Origin of the sequence: Pseudomonas putida, assembly GCF_028682175.1 — a bacterium.
Taxonomy (GTDB): domain Bacteria; phylum Pseudomonadota; class Gammaproteobacteria; order Pseudomonadales; family Pseudomonadaceae; genus Aquipseudomonas; species Aquipseudomonas putida_AD.
Window position 1 is genome coordinate 110964 of sequence record NZ_JANHKS010000006.1, and the last position, 16557, is coordinate 127520.

General features: G+C 61.8%; 15 protein-coding genes. 5 read left to right on the forward strand and 10 right to left on the reverse strand.

Translation table 11 applies throughout. The annotated features are described in order from the left end of the window. Positions 1–73: 73 nt before the first annotated feature. The 6 genes from NPS29_RS06885 to NPS29_RS06910 form a co-directional block, all read right to left on the reverse strand. Positions 74–877, reverse strand: coding sequence for an electron transfer flavoprotein subunit beta (locus NPS29_RS06885; protein WP_274131576.1), 804 nt, complete (start codon positions 875–877; stop codon positions 74–76). Beyond that, positions 867–2087: an electron transfer flavoprotein subunit alpha/FixB family protein gene (locus NPS29_RS06890; protein ID WP_274131577.1), complete on the reverse strand. Its 1221-nt coding sequence runs from the start codon at positions 2085–2087 to the stop codon at positions 867–869. The genes NPS29_RS06885 and NPS29_RS06890 overlap by 11 nt, the downstream gene beginning before the upstream one ends. Further along, positions 2087–4033, reverse strand: coding sequence for a dimethylglycine demethylation protein DgcB (dgcB, locus tag NPS29_RS06895; RefSeq protein ID WP_274131578.1), 1947 nt, complete (start codon positions 4031–4033; stop codon positions 2087–2089). The genes NPS29_RS06890 and dgcB overlap by 1 nt, the downstream gene beginning before the upstream one ends. 161 nt (positions 4034–4194) lie before the next feature. Then, positions 4195–6255, reverse strand: a complete 2061-nt coding sequence (gene dgcA / locus NPS29_RS06900; protein WP_274131579.1) for a dimethylglycine demethylation protein DgcA — start codon at positions 6253–6255, stop codon at positions 4195–4197. A 15-nt stretch (positions 6256–6270) separates the two neighbouring features. After that, positions 6271–6801, reverse strand: coding sequence for a DUF5943 domain-containing protein (locus NPS29_RS06905; protein WP_274131580.1), 531 nt, complete (start codon positions 6799–6801; stop codon positions 6271–6273). A gap of 75 nt (positions 6802–6876) precedes the next feature. Beyond that, on the reverse strand, positions 6877–7854 hold the full coding sequence (locus tag NPS29_RS06910; protein WP_274131581.1) for a dipeptidase: 978 nt from the start codon (positions 7852–7854) through the stop codon (positions 6877–6879). Between the two features lie 228 nt (positions 7855–8082). Here NPS29_RS06910 and NPS29_RS06915 point away from each other — a divergent pair, with 228 nt between their 5' ends. After that, the gene (locus NPS29_RS06915; protein ID WP_274131582.1) at positions 8083–8487 is read left to right on the forward strand and encodes a lysozyme inhibitor LprI family protein; all 405 of its coding nucleotides are present in this window, start codon (positions 8083–8085) and stop codon (positions 8485–8487) included. Between the two features lie 37 nt (positions 8488–8524). Further along, positions 8525–8947: a DUF3010 family protein gene (locus tag NPS29_RS06920; RefSeq protein ID WP_274131583.1), complete on the forward strand. Its 423-nt coding sequence runs from the start codon at positions 8525–8527 to the stop codon at positions 8945–8947. 89 nt (positions 8948–9036) lie between these two features. Here the strand turns inward: NPS29_RS06920 and NPS29_RS06925 are convergent, their stop codons facing one another. Together NPS29_RS06925 and NPS29_RS06930 are read right to left on the reverse strand one after the other, a co-directional pair. After that, complete coding sequence (locus tag NPS29_RS06925; RefSeq protein ID WP_274131584.1) at positions 9037–10209, reverse strand: hypothetical protein; 1173 nt, start codon at positions 10207–10209, stop codon at positions 9037–9039. Positions 10210–10276: 67 nt separating this feature from the next. Beyond that, positions 10277–11236, reverse strand: a complete 960-nt coding sequence (locus tag NPS29_RS06930; protein WP_274131585.1) for a GlxA family transcriptional regulator — start codon at positions 11234–11236, stop codon at positions 10277–10279. A gap of 333 nt (positions 11237–11569) precedes the next feature. Between NPS29_RS06930 and NPS29_RS06935 the strand changes: the two genes are divergently transcribed. The 3 genes from NPS29_RS06935 (at position 11570) to NPS29_RS06945 (ending at position 14184) form a co-directional block, all read left to right on the forward strand. Next, a complete protein-coding gene (locus tag NPS29_RS06935) occupies positions 11570–12457 on the forward strand; it encodes a 3-keto-5-aminohexanoate cleavage protein (RefSeq protein ID WP_274131586.1) in 888 nt (295 codons plus the stop codon). A 142-nt stretch (positions 12458–12599) separates the two neighbouring features. Further along, positions 12600–13565, forward strand: a complete 966-nt coding sequence (locus NPS29_RS06940) for an L-carnitine dehydrogenase (RefSeq protein WP_274131587.1) — start codon at positions 12600–12602, stop codon at positions 13563–13565. Positions 13566–13707: 142 nt separating this feature from the next. Next, a complete protein-coding gene (locus NPS29_RS06945; RefSeq protein ID WP_274131588.1) occupies positions 13708–14184 on the forward strand; it encodes a thioesterase family protein in 477 nt (158 codons plus the stop codon). A 69-nt stretch (positions 14185–14253) separates the two neighbouring features. On the opposite strand, the gene NPS29_RS06950 is transcribed toward NPS29_RS06945, so the two are convergent. Both NPS29_RS06950 and NPS29_RS06955 read right to left on the reverse strand, forming a co-directional pair. Continuing rightward, positions 14254–15522 (reverse strand): MFS transporter, encoded by a 1269-nt coding sequence (locus NPS29_RS06950; RefSeq protein WP_274131589.1) that lies wholly within the window; start codon positions 15520–15522, stop codon positions 14254–14256. A gap of 91 nt (positions 15523–15613) precedes the next feature. Further along, the gene (locus NPS29_RS06955) at positions 15614–16492 is read right to left on the reverse strand and encodes an alpha/beta fold hydrolase (RefSeq protein ID WP_274131590.1); all 879 of its coding nucleotides are present in this window, start codon (positions 16490–16492) and stop codon (positions 15614–15616) included. Between the last annotated feature and the right edge of the window lie 65 nt (positions 16493–16557).

The following is a 16557-nucleotide window of genomic DNA, read 5'->3' on the forward strand; positions in this document are numbered from 1 at the left end:
GATGTGGGTACGGACGCCGATCCGTAGCAGCACGGCTTGCCGGCGGGAGCGGCGTTGAGGGCGCGGCGAGGGGTTAGCGAACCACCCCTTCCTCCACCAGGAGCTTCAAAATCGCTGCAGCGCCTTCCTCGGGGCTAACCCCTTTGAGCACTTGCCCGCCGCCACCGCTGGCCTTGGCCGTCGCTGCCTTCATCCGGTCGGCACCGCTTTTGGCCTTGATGACCTTCAGGCGTTTTGGCCGAGGTTTGGCGGGTGTCAGTTCGGCGCCTGTGAATAACTCATCAATGGTGACTTCGATCTGTTCCACATCCAGCGTGCCGCGCTGTGCAGGGCCGTAGGCGCTCTGGCGCGGTTTGGGGGCGGCGTTGTCCACAGTGGCGAGGAAAGGCAGGCGAACCTTGAGGCGACGCCGTTGGCCGCGTGGCAGGGCCTGAAGGACCTGGGCGGATCCACCGCTGATGGATTCGACTTCAGCCATGCCCACCACCAGCGGCCAGCCGAGTTTTTCGGCCAGCAGGTAGGGCAACATGCCCGAACCTTCACCAGTCTCGGCCTGGGTGCCAGCAAGCACCAACTGTACCCCGGACTCGCGTATGTAATCGGCCAGCCCCGGCAGCGCATCGGCACCTCCGGGCTGGTCGAGCACGTGCAATTCTTTCAGGCCCATGCCGAGGTAGGCGCGCAATGCAGGCTCCTCCGCATTGCCAGCGTGGAGCACGTGCAAGTTATCCCCAGCCAGTTGCAGGCCCAGTTCGACTGCGCGGGCATCCTGTTCCGCACGGCGTGGACGATCGGAAGTCGGGTGCGCACCCACAGACACGAGGCTGATAACGTGCAAGGCGGCTTTATCCACAGGCAGTATTTTGTCAGGCTGCATCGCGTTTTCCCTCGTTCCGGTACGCCTCAACGGCCTCGATCAGCGCCTTGAGCACGTCTGCGCTTTCGCCAATCACCGACAAATCAGCACGTTTGATCATGTCGCACGTCGGATCCAGGTTAATCGCCACAACTTTGTCGCAGGCCCCGATGCCTTGTAAGTGCTGGATCGCCCCCGAGATACCCACAGCCACGTAGACACGCGCGGTGACCCAGGTGCCCGATGCGCCGACCTGGCGATCACGGGTCATGAAGCCGTCGTCCACGGCCACGCGGGATGCGCCTTCAGTGGCGCCCAACGCAGCGGCTGTGCGGTGGAACAGTTCCCAGTCCTTGACGCCGTTGCCGCCCGAGAAGATGAACTCCGCTTCGGCCATGGGGATAAGTGCCGGATCGACCGCCACCGCGCCCAGATCCTCAATACGCGCCAGGCTGCGCGCGATGCCTGTGGACAACTCCACCGGCAACGCTTCGTGGCGAGTTTCGCTCACGGGCTCCGCACATTCAGCGGCTGCCAGGATCAAGCGCGAAACCGGACGCGACACATCTTGCTGCCCTGCCCCTGCCCGGCCCGTGGCCTGTGCGTCTTTGACCTGCCAGACGCGCGTCGCCGGGCGCTCGCCCATGCTCGCGGCAAAGCGGCGGCCCAATTCCCCACCACCGGTACGGCTGTCAGGCAGCAACCAGTGACGTGGGTCGAACTGGTTATCCACAGCCCGCAGCCCCTGTACGCGCTGTTCAGGGGAGTAACCGCTGAACTCGCTGCCCTCCAGGACCAGCAGCCGATCGACACCGGCGGTGTCGAACGCCGACTCCTTGTGCTCGCCGAACACCACGGCCAGTACCGCACCGTCTTTGCCCGCCAACCCATGGGCCAAGCCCAGCAGATCGCGGTCGTGGCTGCTCAGGCGGCCGCCGACCATGTCAGGCACCACGGCGATGTAGAACGCAGGCTCTGCAACCTGATGCAGCGGCAATTGCGCTTCAACGGAGGCGGAGCGCTTGACCGAGCCGCCCTGTTGCGCGCCACTGCGGTCGATACGCTTGATGCCGTTGGGGCCGATGAAACCGGCGCCGTGGACGTTCTTGCGAATGATGCCGTTAGGCCCCATCCAGCTCGCCTGTTGCGGCTGCATGGCGGCATGCAGCGGGTGCAGGCGGTTGCGGGCGATCCACTCGGCACGAGGGTCGCGGCGGATAATGTCGCTCATCAGTGCGCCTCCGCAGGTTCACGTTTGACAGGAGCCGGCTTGGCGGGCGCTGCTTCTTCAAGCAGGGCGTCGGCCACCAGTTCAGCGATGTCCTTGATCATCGGGCGAGGTTCGACCACACCTTCGAGCATTGCCGTGCACTGTGGACAACCCACGGCCACAAGCTCGGCACCGATTTCGCGGATGTCTTCCATACGCATGTCGGGGATACGCTGCTTGCCCGGAATATCGGTGATCGGCGCGCCACCACCGCCACCGCAGCAGCGGGAACGGAAACCGGAACGCTGCATTTCCTTGACCTCGATCCCCAATGCCTTGAGCACGTCGCGCGGCGCTTCATATTCGCCGTTGTAGCGGCCCAGGTAGCATGGGTCGTGGTAGGTCACGCTGGAGCCTTTGTGCTGGCCCAGGTTCAACGCGCCCTCACCGATCAGCTCGGCCATGTAGGTGCTGTGATGCTGCACCAGGTATTCGCCGCCAAAGGCGCCGTACTCGTTTTTCAAGACGTGGAAGCTGTGCGGGTCGCAGGTCACGATGCGTTTGAAGCTGTATTTGGACATTGTCTGGATATTGCGCTTGGCGAGCATCTGGAAGGTCGCTTCGTCACCCAGGCGACGGGCCACGTCACCGCTGTCACGTTCTTCCAGGCCCAGCACGGCGAAGTCCACTTGAGCGGCTTTCAGTACTTTGACGAAGGCGCGCAAGGTGCGCTGGTTGCGCATGTCGAAGGCACCATCGCCTACCCAGAACAGCACGTCGGCTGTTTTCTTTTCGCTCAGCAGGCTGAGGTTCAGGTCCGCAGCCCAGTTCAGACGGCCGCCCGGTGCAAAGCCGCCCGGGTTGTCGGTGGCGATGAGGTTTTCCAGGACTTCGGCGCCCTTGTTCGGGGTCGCGCCTTTTTCCAGGGTCAGGTGACGGCGCATGTCGACGATGGCGTCCACGTGCTCGATCATCATCGGGCACTCTTCCACGCAGGCGCGGCAGGTCGTGCACGACCACAGGGTTTCGGCATCGACCAGACCATTGACGATCGGTTGATGCGGGTTGCCGCCGTGCTCCCCGACAGGTTTGCCGGGATAGGGGCTGCCGGCGAATTTGGCATCGGTGCCGCCGGCCAGGCCGACGACCATGTCCTGAATCAGTTTTTTCGGGTTCAGTGGCTGGCCTGCAGCGAACGCTGGGCACGCGGCCTCGCATTTACCGCACTGCACGCAGGCGTCGAAGCCCAGCAGCTGGTTCCAGGTGAAGTCCTTGGGTTTTTCCACACCCAGCGGCGCGGTCGGATCAGCCAGGTCCAGCGGCTTGAGGCCGGTGGAGCGGCCGCCGCCAAAACGCTCGGCGCGGCGGTGCCAGGCCAGGTGCAGGGCACCGGCGAAGGCGTGTTTCATCGGCCCGCCCCAGGTCATGCCGAAGAACAGCTCGGACACACCCCACAGCACGCCGATCCCCAGGATCACTGCCAGCAACCAGCCGCCGAAGTTTTCCGGAAGGATCCCGGCCACCGGCAGGGTCACCAGGAAGAACGAGGCCGAGAACGCCAGCAGGCTTTTCGGCAGGCGCATCCACGGGCCTTTGGACAGGCGGCTCGGCGGGTTGCGACGACGCAGATAAACGAAGATCGCACCGACGAACATCACCGCCGACATCAGCAGCAGCGCATAGCCGAGGATGCGGTTATGCAGGCCGAAACCATGCACCAGAATCGCCAGGATGATGGACGCCACCGCGCCACCGGCCGTGGCCACGTGGGTGTTGGCGATGTATTTGTCACGTGCCACCACGTGGTGCAGATCGACCATGTAGCGCTTTGGCATGGCCAGCAGGCCGCCGAGCAGATCGACCTTGGAGGCGCGCCCGTTGCGCCACATGGCGACCCGCCGCAAAGCGCCCAGAACCGCGAGGCCCAGGGCTGCGAACAGCAGGATTGGAAGAAGGGTGTTGAGCATGTGGAGCTCCCAAAGACCAGAGGGTCTTGCAGGTCGAAATGCCTTACTCGGTCCCTGTGGGAGTGAGCTTGCTCACGAAAGCATTCTGCCAGTCACCGCTTCGTTGACTGACCTGCCGCCTTCGCGAGCAAGCTCGCTCCCACAGGGTTATGTGCAAGCCGTCAGAAGTCTTTACACAGTCTGAGTGCGTCGTAGATCGCGGCGTGGGTATTACGCTGCGCCACGCAGTCGCCGATGCGGAACAGCAGGTAGCCGTCGCCAGACTGGCTCAACGACGGCTGAGGCTTGATCGCGAACAGGGCATCGATGTCGATCTGGCCCTTGTTGCGCGAACCGTCCTTAAGGCCGTAGTACAGCTCTTCGTCAGGACGCACGCCGTTCTCGATGACCACCTGGTCGATCACCCGCTCCTCTTTGGCGCCGGTGTATTCGTTTTCCAGCACCGCCACCAGCTTGTCGCCTTCGCGGTAGACCTTCTCCAGCATCATGTCGCCGGTCATGATGATTTCTTTCGGGTACATGCTGCGGTAGTAAGTCGGGAACGACGTACCGCCCATGGCCACGCCCGGTTTAATGTCATCGGTGACGATCTCGACCTGGCTGCCCTTGTCCGCCATGAAGTCGGCCACGGACATCCCGGTGAACTCGCAAATGGTGTCGTAGACCAGCACGTTCTTGGCCGGTGCAACCTTGCCGTCCAGCACGTCCCAGCTGCTGACCACCAGGCCTTCTGCCGCGCCCCAGTGCTCGTTCTGCTCGATGAACGGATGACCGCCCACCGCCAGCACCACCACATCCGGACGCAGGTCCCTGATGGTCGCGATGTCAGCCGCAGTGCCCAGGCGCAGATCGACCTTAAGGCGAGCCAACTCCAGCTGATACCAGCGGGTGATACCGGCAATCTGATCACGCTGCGGCGCTTTCGAGGCCGTGGTGATCTGGCCGCCGATGGCGTCCTTCTTCTCGAACAGGGTCACGTCGTGGCCACGTTCAGCGGAAACACGTGCAGCTTCCATCCCCGCAGGGCCGGCACCGACGATCACCACTTTGCGTTTGACGCCGGTGGTTTTCTCGATGATGTGCGGCACGCCCATGTATTCACGGGAAGTCGCGGCATTCTGGATGCAGAGCACGTCCAGCCCCTGGTACTGGCGGTCGATGCAGTAGTTGGCACCGACGCACTGACGAATCTGGTCAACCTGGCCCATCTTGATCTTGGCGATCAGGTGCGGGTCGGCGATGTGCGCGCGGGTCATGCCGACCATGTCGACGTAACCGCCTTCCAGGATACGGGTCGCCTGGTTCGGGTCCTTGATGTTCTGCGCGTGCAGAACCGGGGCCTTGACCACTTCCTTGATACCGGCCGCCAGATGCAGGAACGGCTCCGGTGGATAACTCATGTTGGGGATAACGTTGGCCAGGGTGTTGTGCGTGTCGCAACCCGAGCCCACCACACCGATGAAATCGATCATGCCGGTCTGGTCGTAATACTTGGCGATCTCTTTCATGTCTTCATGGCTGAGACCGTCCGGGTGGAATTCGTCACCGCAGATACGCAGCCCCACGCAGAAGTCAGGACCGACCTCCTTGCGCACAGCCTTGATCACTTCCAGGCCGAAGCGCATGCGGTTCTCGAAGCTGCCGCCCCATTCGTCAGTACGCTTGTTGACGCGCGGACTCCAGAACTGGTCGATCATGTGCTGGTGCACGGCCGACAGTTCCACGCCGTCCAGGCCACCGGCCTTGGCACGGGCGGCTGCGCTTGCGTAGTTGCCGATCACGCGCCAGATCTCTTCCGGCTCGATGGTCTTGCAGGTGGCGCGGTGCACAGGCTCGCGGATGCCCGATGGCGACATCAGGGTCGGCCAATGGTCGCCGTCCCAGCGGGAGCGTCGGCCCATGTGGGTAATCTGAATCATGATCTTGGCGCCGTGCTTGTGCATGGCGTCGGCCAGATTCTGGAAATGCGGGATGATGTTGTCGGTGGCCAGGTTGACCGACTTCCACCAGCTTTGCGGGCTGTCGATGGCCACGCTGGAGGAGCCGCCACAAATGGCCAGGCCGATGCCGCCTTTGGCTTTCTCCTCGTAATACTTCACATACCGGTCGGTGGTCATGCCACCGTCAGTGGCATAGACCTCGGCGTGTGCGGTACTGAGGACGCGGTTGCGGATTGTCAGTTTGCCGATTTGTATAGGCTGAAACATTGCTTCGAAAGCCATCTCACGGTCCTCGGCTTACAACGGTTTTACGACGAACAGGCCATCTTCGTGGCCCTCTTCCGATCCGCCGTAGACCTGCTCGGCCACCGTGCGAACGGAGCTGCCTTTGGCAGCGAGAATCTGGTCCATGGCACCGGCGAACCAGCCAGTGAACATGTAGTCGACCTTGCGACCGACCTTGCCGTACACATAAACGAAGGCCGAGTGCTCCAGCTTCACGCTGCAGGTGCCTTTATCCAGGTCAATTTCCTGGATCTTGAACAGACCCCAGCCACGCTGGGACAGACGGTTCATGTAGTGCTCGAACACCGCGACGCCTTCCAGGCCATGGCACTCGGCTTCCTTCTCGCACCAGTGCCAGGCGGACTTGTAACCGGCCTTGTAGAGAATCTCGGCGTAGGCGTCAGCCCCCAGAACTTCCTCGATGCCCATGTGGTTGTTGACGAAGAAATGACGCGGCACGTACAGCATTGGCAGGGCGTCGGAAGTCCAGACACCGGTCTCGCTGTCGACTTCGATAGGCAATTGCGGGGCGATCTTGGCCATGGAAACTTAACTCCAGAAAATTTTGTTGGATGCCCCCTCCACGGACGGGAGAGGGAAAAGTGTGTGATCTAGGGCTTATTCGCCCCAGACATCCGCTAATACGCGAACCCAGTTTTCGCCCATGATCTTGCGTACAACGCGCTCCGAATGGCCGCGTTTGAGCAGGGTTTCGGTCAGGTTCGGGAATTCGCCGACGGTGCGGATGCCCAGCGGGTTGATGATCTTGCCGAAGCTGGTCAGGCGGCGGGCGTAGCCCTTGTCGTGGGTCAGGTACTCGAAGAAGTCCTGGCCGTGGCCCTGGGTGAAGTCGGTGCCGATACCGATGGCGTCTTCGCCGACGATGTTCATCACGTATTCGATGGCTTCGGCGTAGTCGTCGATGGTCGAATCGATACCCTTGGCCAGGAACGGCGCGAACATGGTCACGCCGACGAAACCGCCGTGGTCGGCGATGAATTTCAGTTCAGCGTCGGATTTGTTGCGTGGGTGTTCCTTGAGACCCGAAGGCAGGCAGTGCGAGTAGGTCACTGGCTTCTTGGATTCGAGGATCACTTCTTCGGACGTCTTGGAACCGACGTGGGACAGGTCGCACATGACGCCAACGCGGTTCATTTCCGCGACGATTTCACGACCGAAGCCCGACAGGCCGCCGTCACGCTCGTAGCAACCGGTGCCGACCAGGTTCTGGGTGTTGTAGCACATCTGCACGATGCCCACGCCCAGCTGCTTGAAGATCTCGACGTAGCCGATCTGGTCTTCGTAGGCATGGGCGTTCTGGAAGCCGAAGAGGATACCGGTCTTGCCCAGCTCCTTGGCCTTGCGGATGTCGGCGGTGTTGCGAACCTGCATGACCAGGTCGCTGTTTTCGCGAATCAGTTTCTGGCTGGAGGCGATGCTGTTGACGGTCTGCTGAAACCCTTCCCAAACCGACACGGTGCAGTTGGCCATGGTCAGGCCGCCTTTGCGCATGTCTTCGAACAGCTCACGGTTCCATTTGGCGATAATCAGACCGTCGATAACGATGCTGTCGGCGTGCAATTCGGCTGGGCTCATCAGGCTGTCCCCTATAGGTTGTTCGTGCGCCGAAACGTCTGCCGGCGCTTTGGGGCCAGCATATGCCTGCGGGTCGGATGAGCCGGATGCAAAAACGACAAGGGAATTGCCGAAAGCGTCAAGAAACGACAAACGACGACTGCGGGCGTCTGCCACCTGCGTTTGATAACTGTTCTTTGCCGCGCGCTTGGGCGAGAATTCCCCGCATCACTGAATCGGGAAACCCCAATGAAGACGATTTTTCTGGCTCTGGCTCTATTCGCGACAGGCGCTCACGCAGCGGCCAACCCGGACGCGACCCCTTGCGACGGCGTGGACGAAGACAAACAGACCCTGGAATGTTCGGTGTACAGCCGCGACACCGCGGTCAAGCTGCTGGACGAGAACTTCCAGAACCTGCTGGAGCGGGTGAACGTGCAGTTTGGCGCGAACAAGGCGCAATCGGACGAATTCGCCGGCAAGCTCAAGACCGCCCAGGACGCCTGGAAGAAACTGCGCGACGCCGACTGCGCCGTGGAAGTCTTCCCGGCCAAGCCCGGCACCAAGGAATTCAATATCGGCCAGAATGACTGCCTGGCGCGCATGAGCGACGAGCGCTCCGAGTACCTGGAAAGCATCGCGCAGTCTGAATGAGATACCCTGACGCCTTTTACAGGCTCAAGGTCAGCACATGAATATCTGCGGCGTAGACATCAAAGGCAGCGAAGCCATCTTCGCTGTCGCCACTCGCGCATCCGGCGCGCTTGAATCGCTGCCCCTGGCCATCAAGAAGATCGCCCTGGAAGACGATGACGAAGCGGACAACGTCAAGGCGTTCGCCCGGCAGATCGCGACCTTCGTGCGCGAAAACGCCATCACCCACATCGCCATCAAGAAGCGCAGCAAGAAAGGCGAGTTCGCCGGCGGCCCGACCACCTTCAAGATCGAAACGGTCTTTCAACTGCTGGAAGACTGCGAAGTGGTGCTGCTGTCACCCCAGACCCTCACGGCCCAGGCCAAGAAACACAACATCGAACCGCCCGCCTCGCTGAACAAGTATCAGCATGATGCATACAAGGCGGCGTGCGCGGCGTTGATGAAAGGCGTGAAATAAACCTGTAGCAGCACGGCTTGCCGGCGGGAGCGGTGAATCAGTCAACCCATGAGTGACTGACACACCGCCCCCGCCGGCAAGCCGTGCTGCTACGGGCCTCTGCGCTGCCTCAGCCATTCGCCAAAGGCCTTGTCTTCCAGCGCATAGGCGCCGCGACTGGATTTCCAGACCAGCTCTTTGTCACGCAACGAATCAATTGCCGCCTGAATGGTCTGCGTCCCGGGCACCACCTCGCTGCCCAACGTCTCCAGCGCCTTGCCTACCGCCAACACCGTTGCATCGGAGAACGGCGCAAAGGGCTGGTTGTCATGCGCGCGATCAGCCATGACCTCCAGCACCCCGCGCTGTGGGGGCGTCAACGCGTTGTAGGCACTCTCGAATTCCTCCCAGACACCTGCGCGCAGAGATTGCGCACTGTTACGCAGCAACTCGCCGAGGTTTTCCGCCTCCCCCAGTTCAAGGGCGACATCGCCGATAATCGAGCGCAGCATTTCCGGGCGGCGCCCGACCAGGTCGAACGCGGCATCGATATCGGCTGCAGAAAACTGGTTGTCTTGCGCCAGATGGCTGTTCAAATGAGCGGTGTAAGCCTTGGTGAAGTCCTTACCCAGCAAGGGAAACGGCGTGATGCTCGACCCATAGAACGGCTGGTTCTTGTTCAATACCAGATGCGCCAGCTTGTCGCGGTTGGAGCCTGTGAGGACCAGCCGTAATCCGCCAATACCCCGCTCCACCCCTTGGTTGAGCTCATCGCGTGCAGCCTTCAGCGCGAACATCGCATTGACGCCCGCCTCACTGGTCAGCGCGTGCTGGGCCTCGTCAATGATCAGCACGATCATTTTCTGCGCAGCGCTGTGCAGCAACTCCAGAGCCTGGGTCAGGGTGGAGCCGACAGGCAACTGCGGTTTGCTGAAATCCCAGGACAAGGTGCGCAGGAAATTGAGCTTTTCGATACCCGCTGACTTGGCGAGCTTGCGGACGCCTTTCTCAAAAGGCACCAGCGCGGCCGCAATCGCGGCACTGATGAGGTCGGCGGGGTCTTTTTCCCGGTCAGCCCACAGGTCGACATACACCGGCAGCCAGTCCTGCTTGATGCATTGAGGCACCAGGTCCTCGCGCAAAAACGTGCTTTTTCCGGTCCGCCGGGGCGCCGCAAGAAACAGCCCGGAGGAGTAATCGTGCAAGCCTTCGCCGATCAGCCCCTGCGCGATGGTAAGCGCGAGGCTGTCGCGTCTGAATACAAAGCCAGTGCGCTTTGCCATGATTTATACCCGATTATTGCCAGGACCATAATTTATAGTCGCGAGTATAATTGACCATAATCGGGAATCAAACCACCTTCGGCTCCCGCGCCACCCGCCCACGATCTTCCCTGGGGCAGACCACAAACCGCGCCTTGTAGCTGCGGGTGAAGTATGACGGCGATTCGAAACCGCAGGCGATGCTGACTTCCAGCACGCTCATGTCGCTCTGGCGCAGCAGTTGGCGGGCTTTTTCCAGGCGCAGGCCGAGGTAGAAGTTGCTGGGTGTGTCGTTCAGGTGCAAACGAAACAGGCGCTCCAACTGACGGCGTGTCACCTGGATGCCTTCTGCCAGCTCCAGCGTGCTCAGGGGCGGCTCGGTGTGCTGTTCCATCACGCCGATCACCTGCACCAGCTTCTTGTTGTTGATGCCGTAGCGCGTGGCGATCTGCATGCGCTGGTGGTCCTTGCGCTGGCGGATGCGGCCGAGCACGAACTGTTCGGACACCTTGATGGCCAGATCCGGGCCGTGGGCCTGGCCGATGAGGTCGAGCATCAGGTCGATGGACGCCGTGCCCCCTGCCGAACTGATGCGGCGGCGATCGATTTCGAACAGTTCCTGGGTCGCCTGCAATGTCGGGTAGGTTTCCTTGAACGCGTCCAGCGCCTCCCAGTGCAGGGTCAGGCGATAGCCCTCCAGCAACCCGGCTTCGGCCAGCACGAAGCTGCCGGTGTCGATGGCGCCCAGGGTCACGCCCTCAAGATCGAGCCTTCGCAGCCAGTGCTCAAGGGTCGAGGTGTAGAACTTGAGCGGGTCCACACTGCCCATGACGCACAGCGTCGCGCCCTTCTTCAGCGGTTCCAGCGCCGCATCGGCGTTGACCGACATGCCGTTGCTGGCAATCACCGGCCCGCCGTCGATGCTCAGCACATGCCAGCGATACAGCTCGCCGCCGAAACGATTGGCCACACGCAACGGCTCCAGCGCCGAGACGAAGCCCATCATGGAGAAGCCGGGCATGAGCAGAAAGTAGAAATCCTGGGACATCGTTGGCGCGTTCCTTGGGGATTTGGCGGGGCTGCGAAATATCTGGCGAACGACACATAACCTGTAGGAGTGAGCTTGCTCGCGATAGCGGCATATCAGCGAGCGGACATGTGCCCGGAGAATCGCTATCGCGAGCAAGCTCACTCCTACAGGGATCGTGTTCATACCAGATACGCCTGTTCAGACAACGAGGCAACAGCACAGGTCGCTACCGTGCAAGAGCTTGTCGCCGCTGTGCGTTTTGAGGGGCTTTGGCCTGCGTAGCTTTGCACCTCAAAAGCGGGTGGCAAAAACCCGCCTCTCACACGCCCTGGCCTGCAAGGAACCTCACACATGAATCACGACGTCATCATCACCTGCGCACTCACCGGTGCTGGCGACACGACCGGGAAGAGCCATCTGGTCCCGATCACCCCGAAACAGATCGCTGCCGCCGCCGTCGAGGCCGCCAAGGCGGGCGCCACTGTGGTGCATTGCCATGTGCGTGATCCGCAGACCGGCAAGTTCAGCCGTGACGTCGAGCTGTACCGCGAAACCATGGACCGCATCCGCGAGGCCGACATCGACATCATCGTCAACCTGACCGCAGGCATGGGTGGCGACCTTGAAATCGGCCCGGGCGAGCGTCCGACCGACTTCGGCCCGAATACCGATCTGGTGGGCCCGCTGGCTCGCCTGGCCCACGTCGAAGCGCTGCTGCCGGAAATCTGCACGCTGGACTGCGGCACCCTGAACTTCGGCGACGGCGACACCATTTACGTATCGACCCCGGCGCAACTGCGTGCAGGTGCCAAGCGCATTCAGGAACTGGGCGTGAAGGCCGAGCTTGAGATCTTCGACACCGGCCACCTGTGGTTCGCCAAGCAGATGATGAAAGAAGGTCTGCTGGACAACCCGTTGTTCCAGCTGTGCCTGGGCATCCCGTGGGGCGCTCCGGCGGACACCACCACGATGAAGGCCATGGTCGACAACCTGCCGGCGGACGTGGTCTGGGCCGGTTTCGGCATCGGCCGCATGCAAATGCCGATGGCGGCGCAGGCGGTGCTACTGGGCGGCAACGTGCGGGTCGGCCTGGAAGACAACATCTGGCTGGACAAGGGCGTGCTGGCGAGCAACGGCGCGCTGGTCGAGCGCGCCAGCGAAATCCTCAGCCGCATGGGCGCACGGGTCATGACCCCGGCTGAAGGCCGCGTGAAGATGGGGCTCAAACGTCGCGGTTGATCCCGCCATAAATCCTCTCCTGTAGGAGTGAGCTTGCTCGCGATAGCAATACGTCAGTCGGCGTATGTGTATCTGACAGGCCGCTATCGCGAGCAAGCTCACTCCTACAGGTCCTCTGTGAACCCATTTTCGAGTAGTCACCATGACCTTCATCACCGAAATCAAAACCTTCGCTGCGCTGGGCAGCGGTGTCATCGGCAGCGGCTGGGTTTCCCGTGCCCTGGCCAACGGCCTGGATGTGATCGCCTGGGACCCGGCGCCGGGAGCAGAAGCCGCACTGCGTCAGCGTGTCGCCAAGGCATGGCCGGCGCTGGAACAGAAAGGCCTGGCAGCAGGCGCTTCGCAGGATCGCCTGCGTTTCGTGGCGACCATCGAAGAATGCGTACGTGACGCTGACTTCATTCAGGAAAGCGCCCCTGAGCGGCTGGAGCTCAAGCTCGACCTGCACAGCAAGATCAGCGCTGCGGCCAAGCCCAACGCCTTGATCGGCTCCAGCACCTCGGGCCTGCTGCCTTCTGAATTCTACGAAAGCGCCACGCATCCCGAACGCTGCGTGGTGGGCCACCCGTTCAACCCGGTGTACCTGCTGCCGCTGGTGGAAGTGGTTGGCGGCAAGAATACTGCCCCAGAAGCCGTGCAGGCGGCGATCAAGGTTTACGAATCGCTGGGCATGCGCGCCCTGCACGTGCGCAAGGAAGTGCCGGGGTTCATCGCCGACCGTCTGCTCGAAGCGCTGTGGCGCGAGGCGCTGCACCTGGTCAACGATGGCGTGGCGACCACCGGCGAAATCGACGATGCAATCCGCTTCGGCGCAGGCCTGCGCTGGTCGTTCATGGGCACCTTCCTGACCTACACCCTGGCGGGCGGCGATGCGGGCATGCGTCACTTCATGGCGCAATTCGGGCCGGCGCTGCAATTGCCGTGGACCTACCTGCCAGCGCCTGAACTGACAAACAAACTGATCGACGACGTGGTCGAGGGCACCAGCGAACAGCTCGGCACCCACAGCATCGCGGCGCTGGAACGCTATCGCGATGACTGCCTGCTGGCGGTGCTGGAGGCGGTGAAGAAGACCAAGCAGAAGCATGGCATGGCGTTCGAGGACTGATCACTGTCCCGTGAAGGTTTACGACCGTAGCAGCACGGCTTGCCGGCGGGAGCGGTGTGTCTGTGACGAAGGAGTCGCCTGATACACCGCTCCCGCCGGCAAGCCGTGCTGCTAGGGGCCTGATTTCGACAAGGAGATTTGCATGCCCGCTCTGACCACCTACAAAACCCCGATCCTCCAGGACTGGGTGGACTACAACGGCCATCTGCGCGATGCGTTCTATCTGCTGATCTTCAGCTATGCCACCGACGCTTTCATGGACCGAATCGGCCTGGCCAGCGACGACCGGGACGCCAGCGGCAACTCGCTGTTCACCCTGGAAGCACACATCAATTACCTGCACGAGGTGAAGCTCGGCGAAGAGGTCGAGGTCCGTACGCAGATCGTCGCCCATGACCTCAAACGGGTTCAGCTCTATCACAGCCTGTACAAGGCAGGCGGCGATGAAGAACTGGCGGCCAGCGACCAGATGCTGCTGCACGTCGATCTGGCGGCAGGCCCGAAATCCGCACCATTCAGCGAGCATTCACTGGAAGCCCTACGGGTGCTCGCTGAAGCGCAGCACGACCAACCGGCCCCGACCTACACCGGTCGCACCATCGGTTTGCCGAAAAAGTAGCAGCACGGCTTGCCGGCGGGAGCGAACATGAGGGCGTCCCCGCCGGCAAGCCGGACTGCTACAGGCCAGCTACGCAGCCACGCGCTTCCCAGGCACAGCGGGCACCACACTGACGCCCGGCTCGTCATCCAGCTTGATGAACATCGCCAGCCCCGGCCCCAGCAACACCACCACGATCGAAGCCGAAAACGCCGCCATCCAGTTGGTCCCCGTCACATCCAATAGCCAGCCGATCACCACCGGCGACACCGCCCCCGCCACTGCCATGCCGAAAAAGGTGCAGGCGCTTGATGTCGCGGAATGCTCATGGGACACCTCGGTGCCGATCACCCACAGCGGCGAGTCCGCCAGTTCCGAGCAGAAGAACGAAAAGCTCAAGCCCGCTGCGCAGATGTAGATGTTTTGCGTGAACATGAGCGGGATGAGCCCGATGATCGACGCCAGAAAGCCAAAGATGATCAAGTCCCTGCGCGAGCGCAGCTTGTTGCCCGTCACTTTGAAGCGCCAGTCCGAGAGCATCCCGCCGACGGCTGTTCCGACGGTCCCGCCTAACAGCACGAATGTGGAAAACAGCGCAGTTTTCGACAGATCCATGCCGTAACGCTGTGTGAAAAACGACGGAATCCAGTTCAGAAAGAACCACAACACCCAGCCATGACAGAAACAGGTCGCAGCAGCCGGCCAGACCTTGCGCAGCATCGTCGGCCAGTGCACCGGCGCCGGTGCCCGAACGGGCTCCATGACGACGGCCTCGACCTGCTTCTTCGACTCGCCGAGAATGAAATACATGGCGAACATGTAGATCAGGGTCAGCACGCCCAGGATGATGAAGGCCGCGCGCCAGGAGAACTGCAGGATCAGGAAGGTCACGATCAGCGGCGCCAGGGCATTGGCCAGCCGTCCTGACGCATGCATCACGCCTTGGGCGGTGCCGCGCTGGGTGATCGGAATGGCCCGCGCGATCATCCGTGCAGCGGTTGGATAGATCGGCGCTTCGCCTACGCCTACCACGAATCGGGCGATGACCAGCACGATTAACCCGCTGACCAGGCCTGTGGCAATGGTCGCCACTGACCAGATCACGCCATACAGCAGCATCGCCTTGCGGGAGCCGATTCGGTCGCTGAGCCAGCCGCCGGGGATCATGAAGCAGCTGTAGGCCACCGCGAAGGCCGAGAACATCATGCCCAGGTTGGTGTTGCTGAAGCCCAGTTCCTTGCTGATGGTGGGAGCGGCGACCGCCAGGTTGGTGCGGTCGACGTACATGATGAAAGCCATCACGCAAAGCAACACGAAGGTCAGTGTCGCCCTGCGCTTTTGCGCATGAGTCGGTAACATTTTTTCCACCTGTTCTTGTCTTTATCGTGGAACGAGCGGTCCTCCCGGCGTGGGTCAGACCGCTCGCGTCGCTACTGCATACGACTGCGACTTACTTGAAGAAGCCCTGCAACACCTCGTAGGTCTCGTCGGGGCATTCTTCCTGCAGGTAATGACCTGAGGGCACGGTGGCCGTCTGCACGATGTTGGTCGCGTAACGGCCCCAGACTTCTGCGGCGTTGTGGTTGCGACCCACGCCGCCCTTCTCACCCCACACAATCAACGATGGCGTGTGGACCTTGCGCCCTGCGTCGAAGTCGGCGGTGTCCATGTCCAGATCGATCCCGAAGGTTGCCCGGTAGTCTTCGCACATGGCGTGAGTGGTGGCCGGGTTCTTGATGCAGCGAATGTAATCGGCCAGCGCCTCGGGACCGAAGAAGCTGGTGCCCTGCGCGGTTTTGGAGAGTTTGCGCAGGATGAAGAACTCGGGGTCCATGTCCATCATCCGCTCAGGCGTCGGGTAATCCTGAGCCATGAAGAACCAGTGCCAGGAAAACTTGCCCCACTGCCGGGTAACGTTGTTGAGCAAGTGATGCTGCGGCAGCATGTCGACAAAGCCCGCTTTGAGCACCTTTTCCGGGTGATCCAGGCACATGCGATGCAACACGCGGGCGCCGCGGTCGTGGCCTGCGGCGTTAAACTGCTCGAAGCCCAGCGACTGCATGACCTCGACCTGATCCTGCGCCATGGCGCGGAACGAGTAATCGGAATGATCGCCCCCGCCTTCGGGTTTGGAGCTGTCGCCGTAGCCGCGCAGGTCGGTGCAGACGACGGTGAAATCCCTGGCCAGGCGCGGTGCGATCTTGTGCCAGGACAGGTGATTGAACGGGTTGCCGTGCATCAGCAACAGGGGTGGGCCTTCGCCGCCCACAACCGTGACGATCTCGGCGCCGCTGGTTTTGACGGTGGTTTTGGTGAAATTCTCGAACATATCGCCAGCCTCTTTATCGGTTTTATTCTTGAGTACGAACGTCCTTTACCAACCGGGTGAATTCC

Bases quoted from the DNA above. Each gene is read 5' to 3' on its own strand.
- NPS29_RS06950 (WP_274131589.1), bottom strand. From the start codon at position 15,522: ATGTTACCGACTCATGCGCAAAAGCGCAGGGCGACACTGACCTTCGTG.
- NPS29_RS06910 (WP_274131581.1), bottom strand. From the start codon at position 7,854: ATGAGCCCAGCCGAATTGCACGCCGACAGCATCGTTATCGACGGTCTG.
- NPS29_RS06885 (WP_274131576.1), bottom strand. From the start codon at position 877: ATGCAGCCTGACAAAATACTGCCTGTGGATAAAGCCGCCTTGCACGTT.
- NPS29_RS06890 (WP_274131577.1), bottom strand. From the start codon at position 2,087: ATGAGCGACATTATCCGCCGCGACCCTCGTGCCGAGTGGATCGCCCGC.
- dgcA (WP_274131579.1), bottom strand. From the start codon at position 6,255: ATGGCTTTCGAAGCAATGTTTCAGCCTATACAAATCGGCAAACTGACA.
- NPS29_RS06955 (WP_274131590.1), bottom strand. From the start codon at position 16,492: ATGTTCGAGAATTTCACCAAAACCACCGTCAAAACCAGCGGCGCCGAG.
- NPS29_RS06920 (WP_274131583.1), top strand. From the start codon at position 8,525: ATGAATATCTGCGGCGTAGACATCAAAGGCAGCGAAGCCATCTTCGCT.
- NPS29_RS06940 (WP_274131587.1), top strand. From the start codon at position 12,600: ATGACCTTCATCACCGAAATCAAAACCTTCGCTGCGCTGGGCAGCGGT.
- NPS29_RS06925 (WP_274131584.1), bottom strand. From the start codon at position 10,209: ATGGCAAAGCGCACTGGCTTTGTATTCAGACGCGACAGCCTCGCGCTT.
- NPS29_RS06945 (WP_274131588.1), top strand. From the start codon at position 13,708: ATGCCCGCTCTGACCACCTACAAAACCCCGATCCTCCAGGACTGGGTG.
- NPS29_RS06915 (WP_274131582.1), top strand. From the start codon at position 8,083: ATGAAGACGATTTTTCTGGCTCTGGCTCTATTCGCGACAGGCGCTCAC.
- NPS29_RS06935 (WP_274131586.1), top strand. From the start codon at position 11,570: ATGAATCACGACGTCATCATCACCTGCGCACTCACCGGTGCTGGCGAC.
- NPS29_RS06905 (WP_274131580.1), bottom strand. From the start codon at position 6,801: ATGGCCAAGATCGCCCCGCAATTGCCTATCGAAGTCGACAGCGAGACC.
- NPS29_RS06930 (WP_274131585.1), bottom strand. From the start codon at position 11,236: ATGTCCCAGGATTTCTACTTTCTGCTCATGCCCGGCTTCTCCATGATG.
- dgcB (WP_274131578.1), bottom strand. From the start codon at position 4,033: ATGCTCAACACCCTTCTTCCAATCCTGCTGTTCGCAGCCCTGGGCCTC.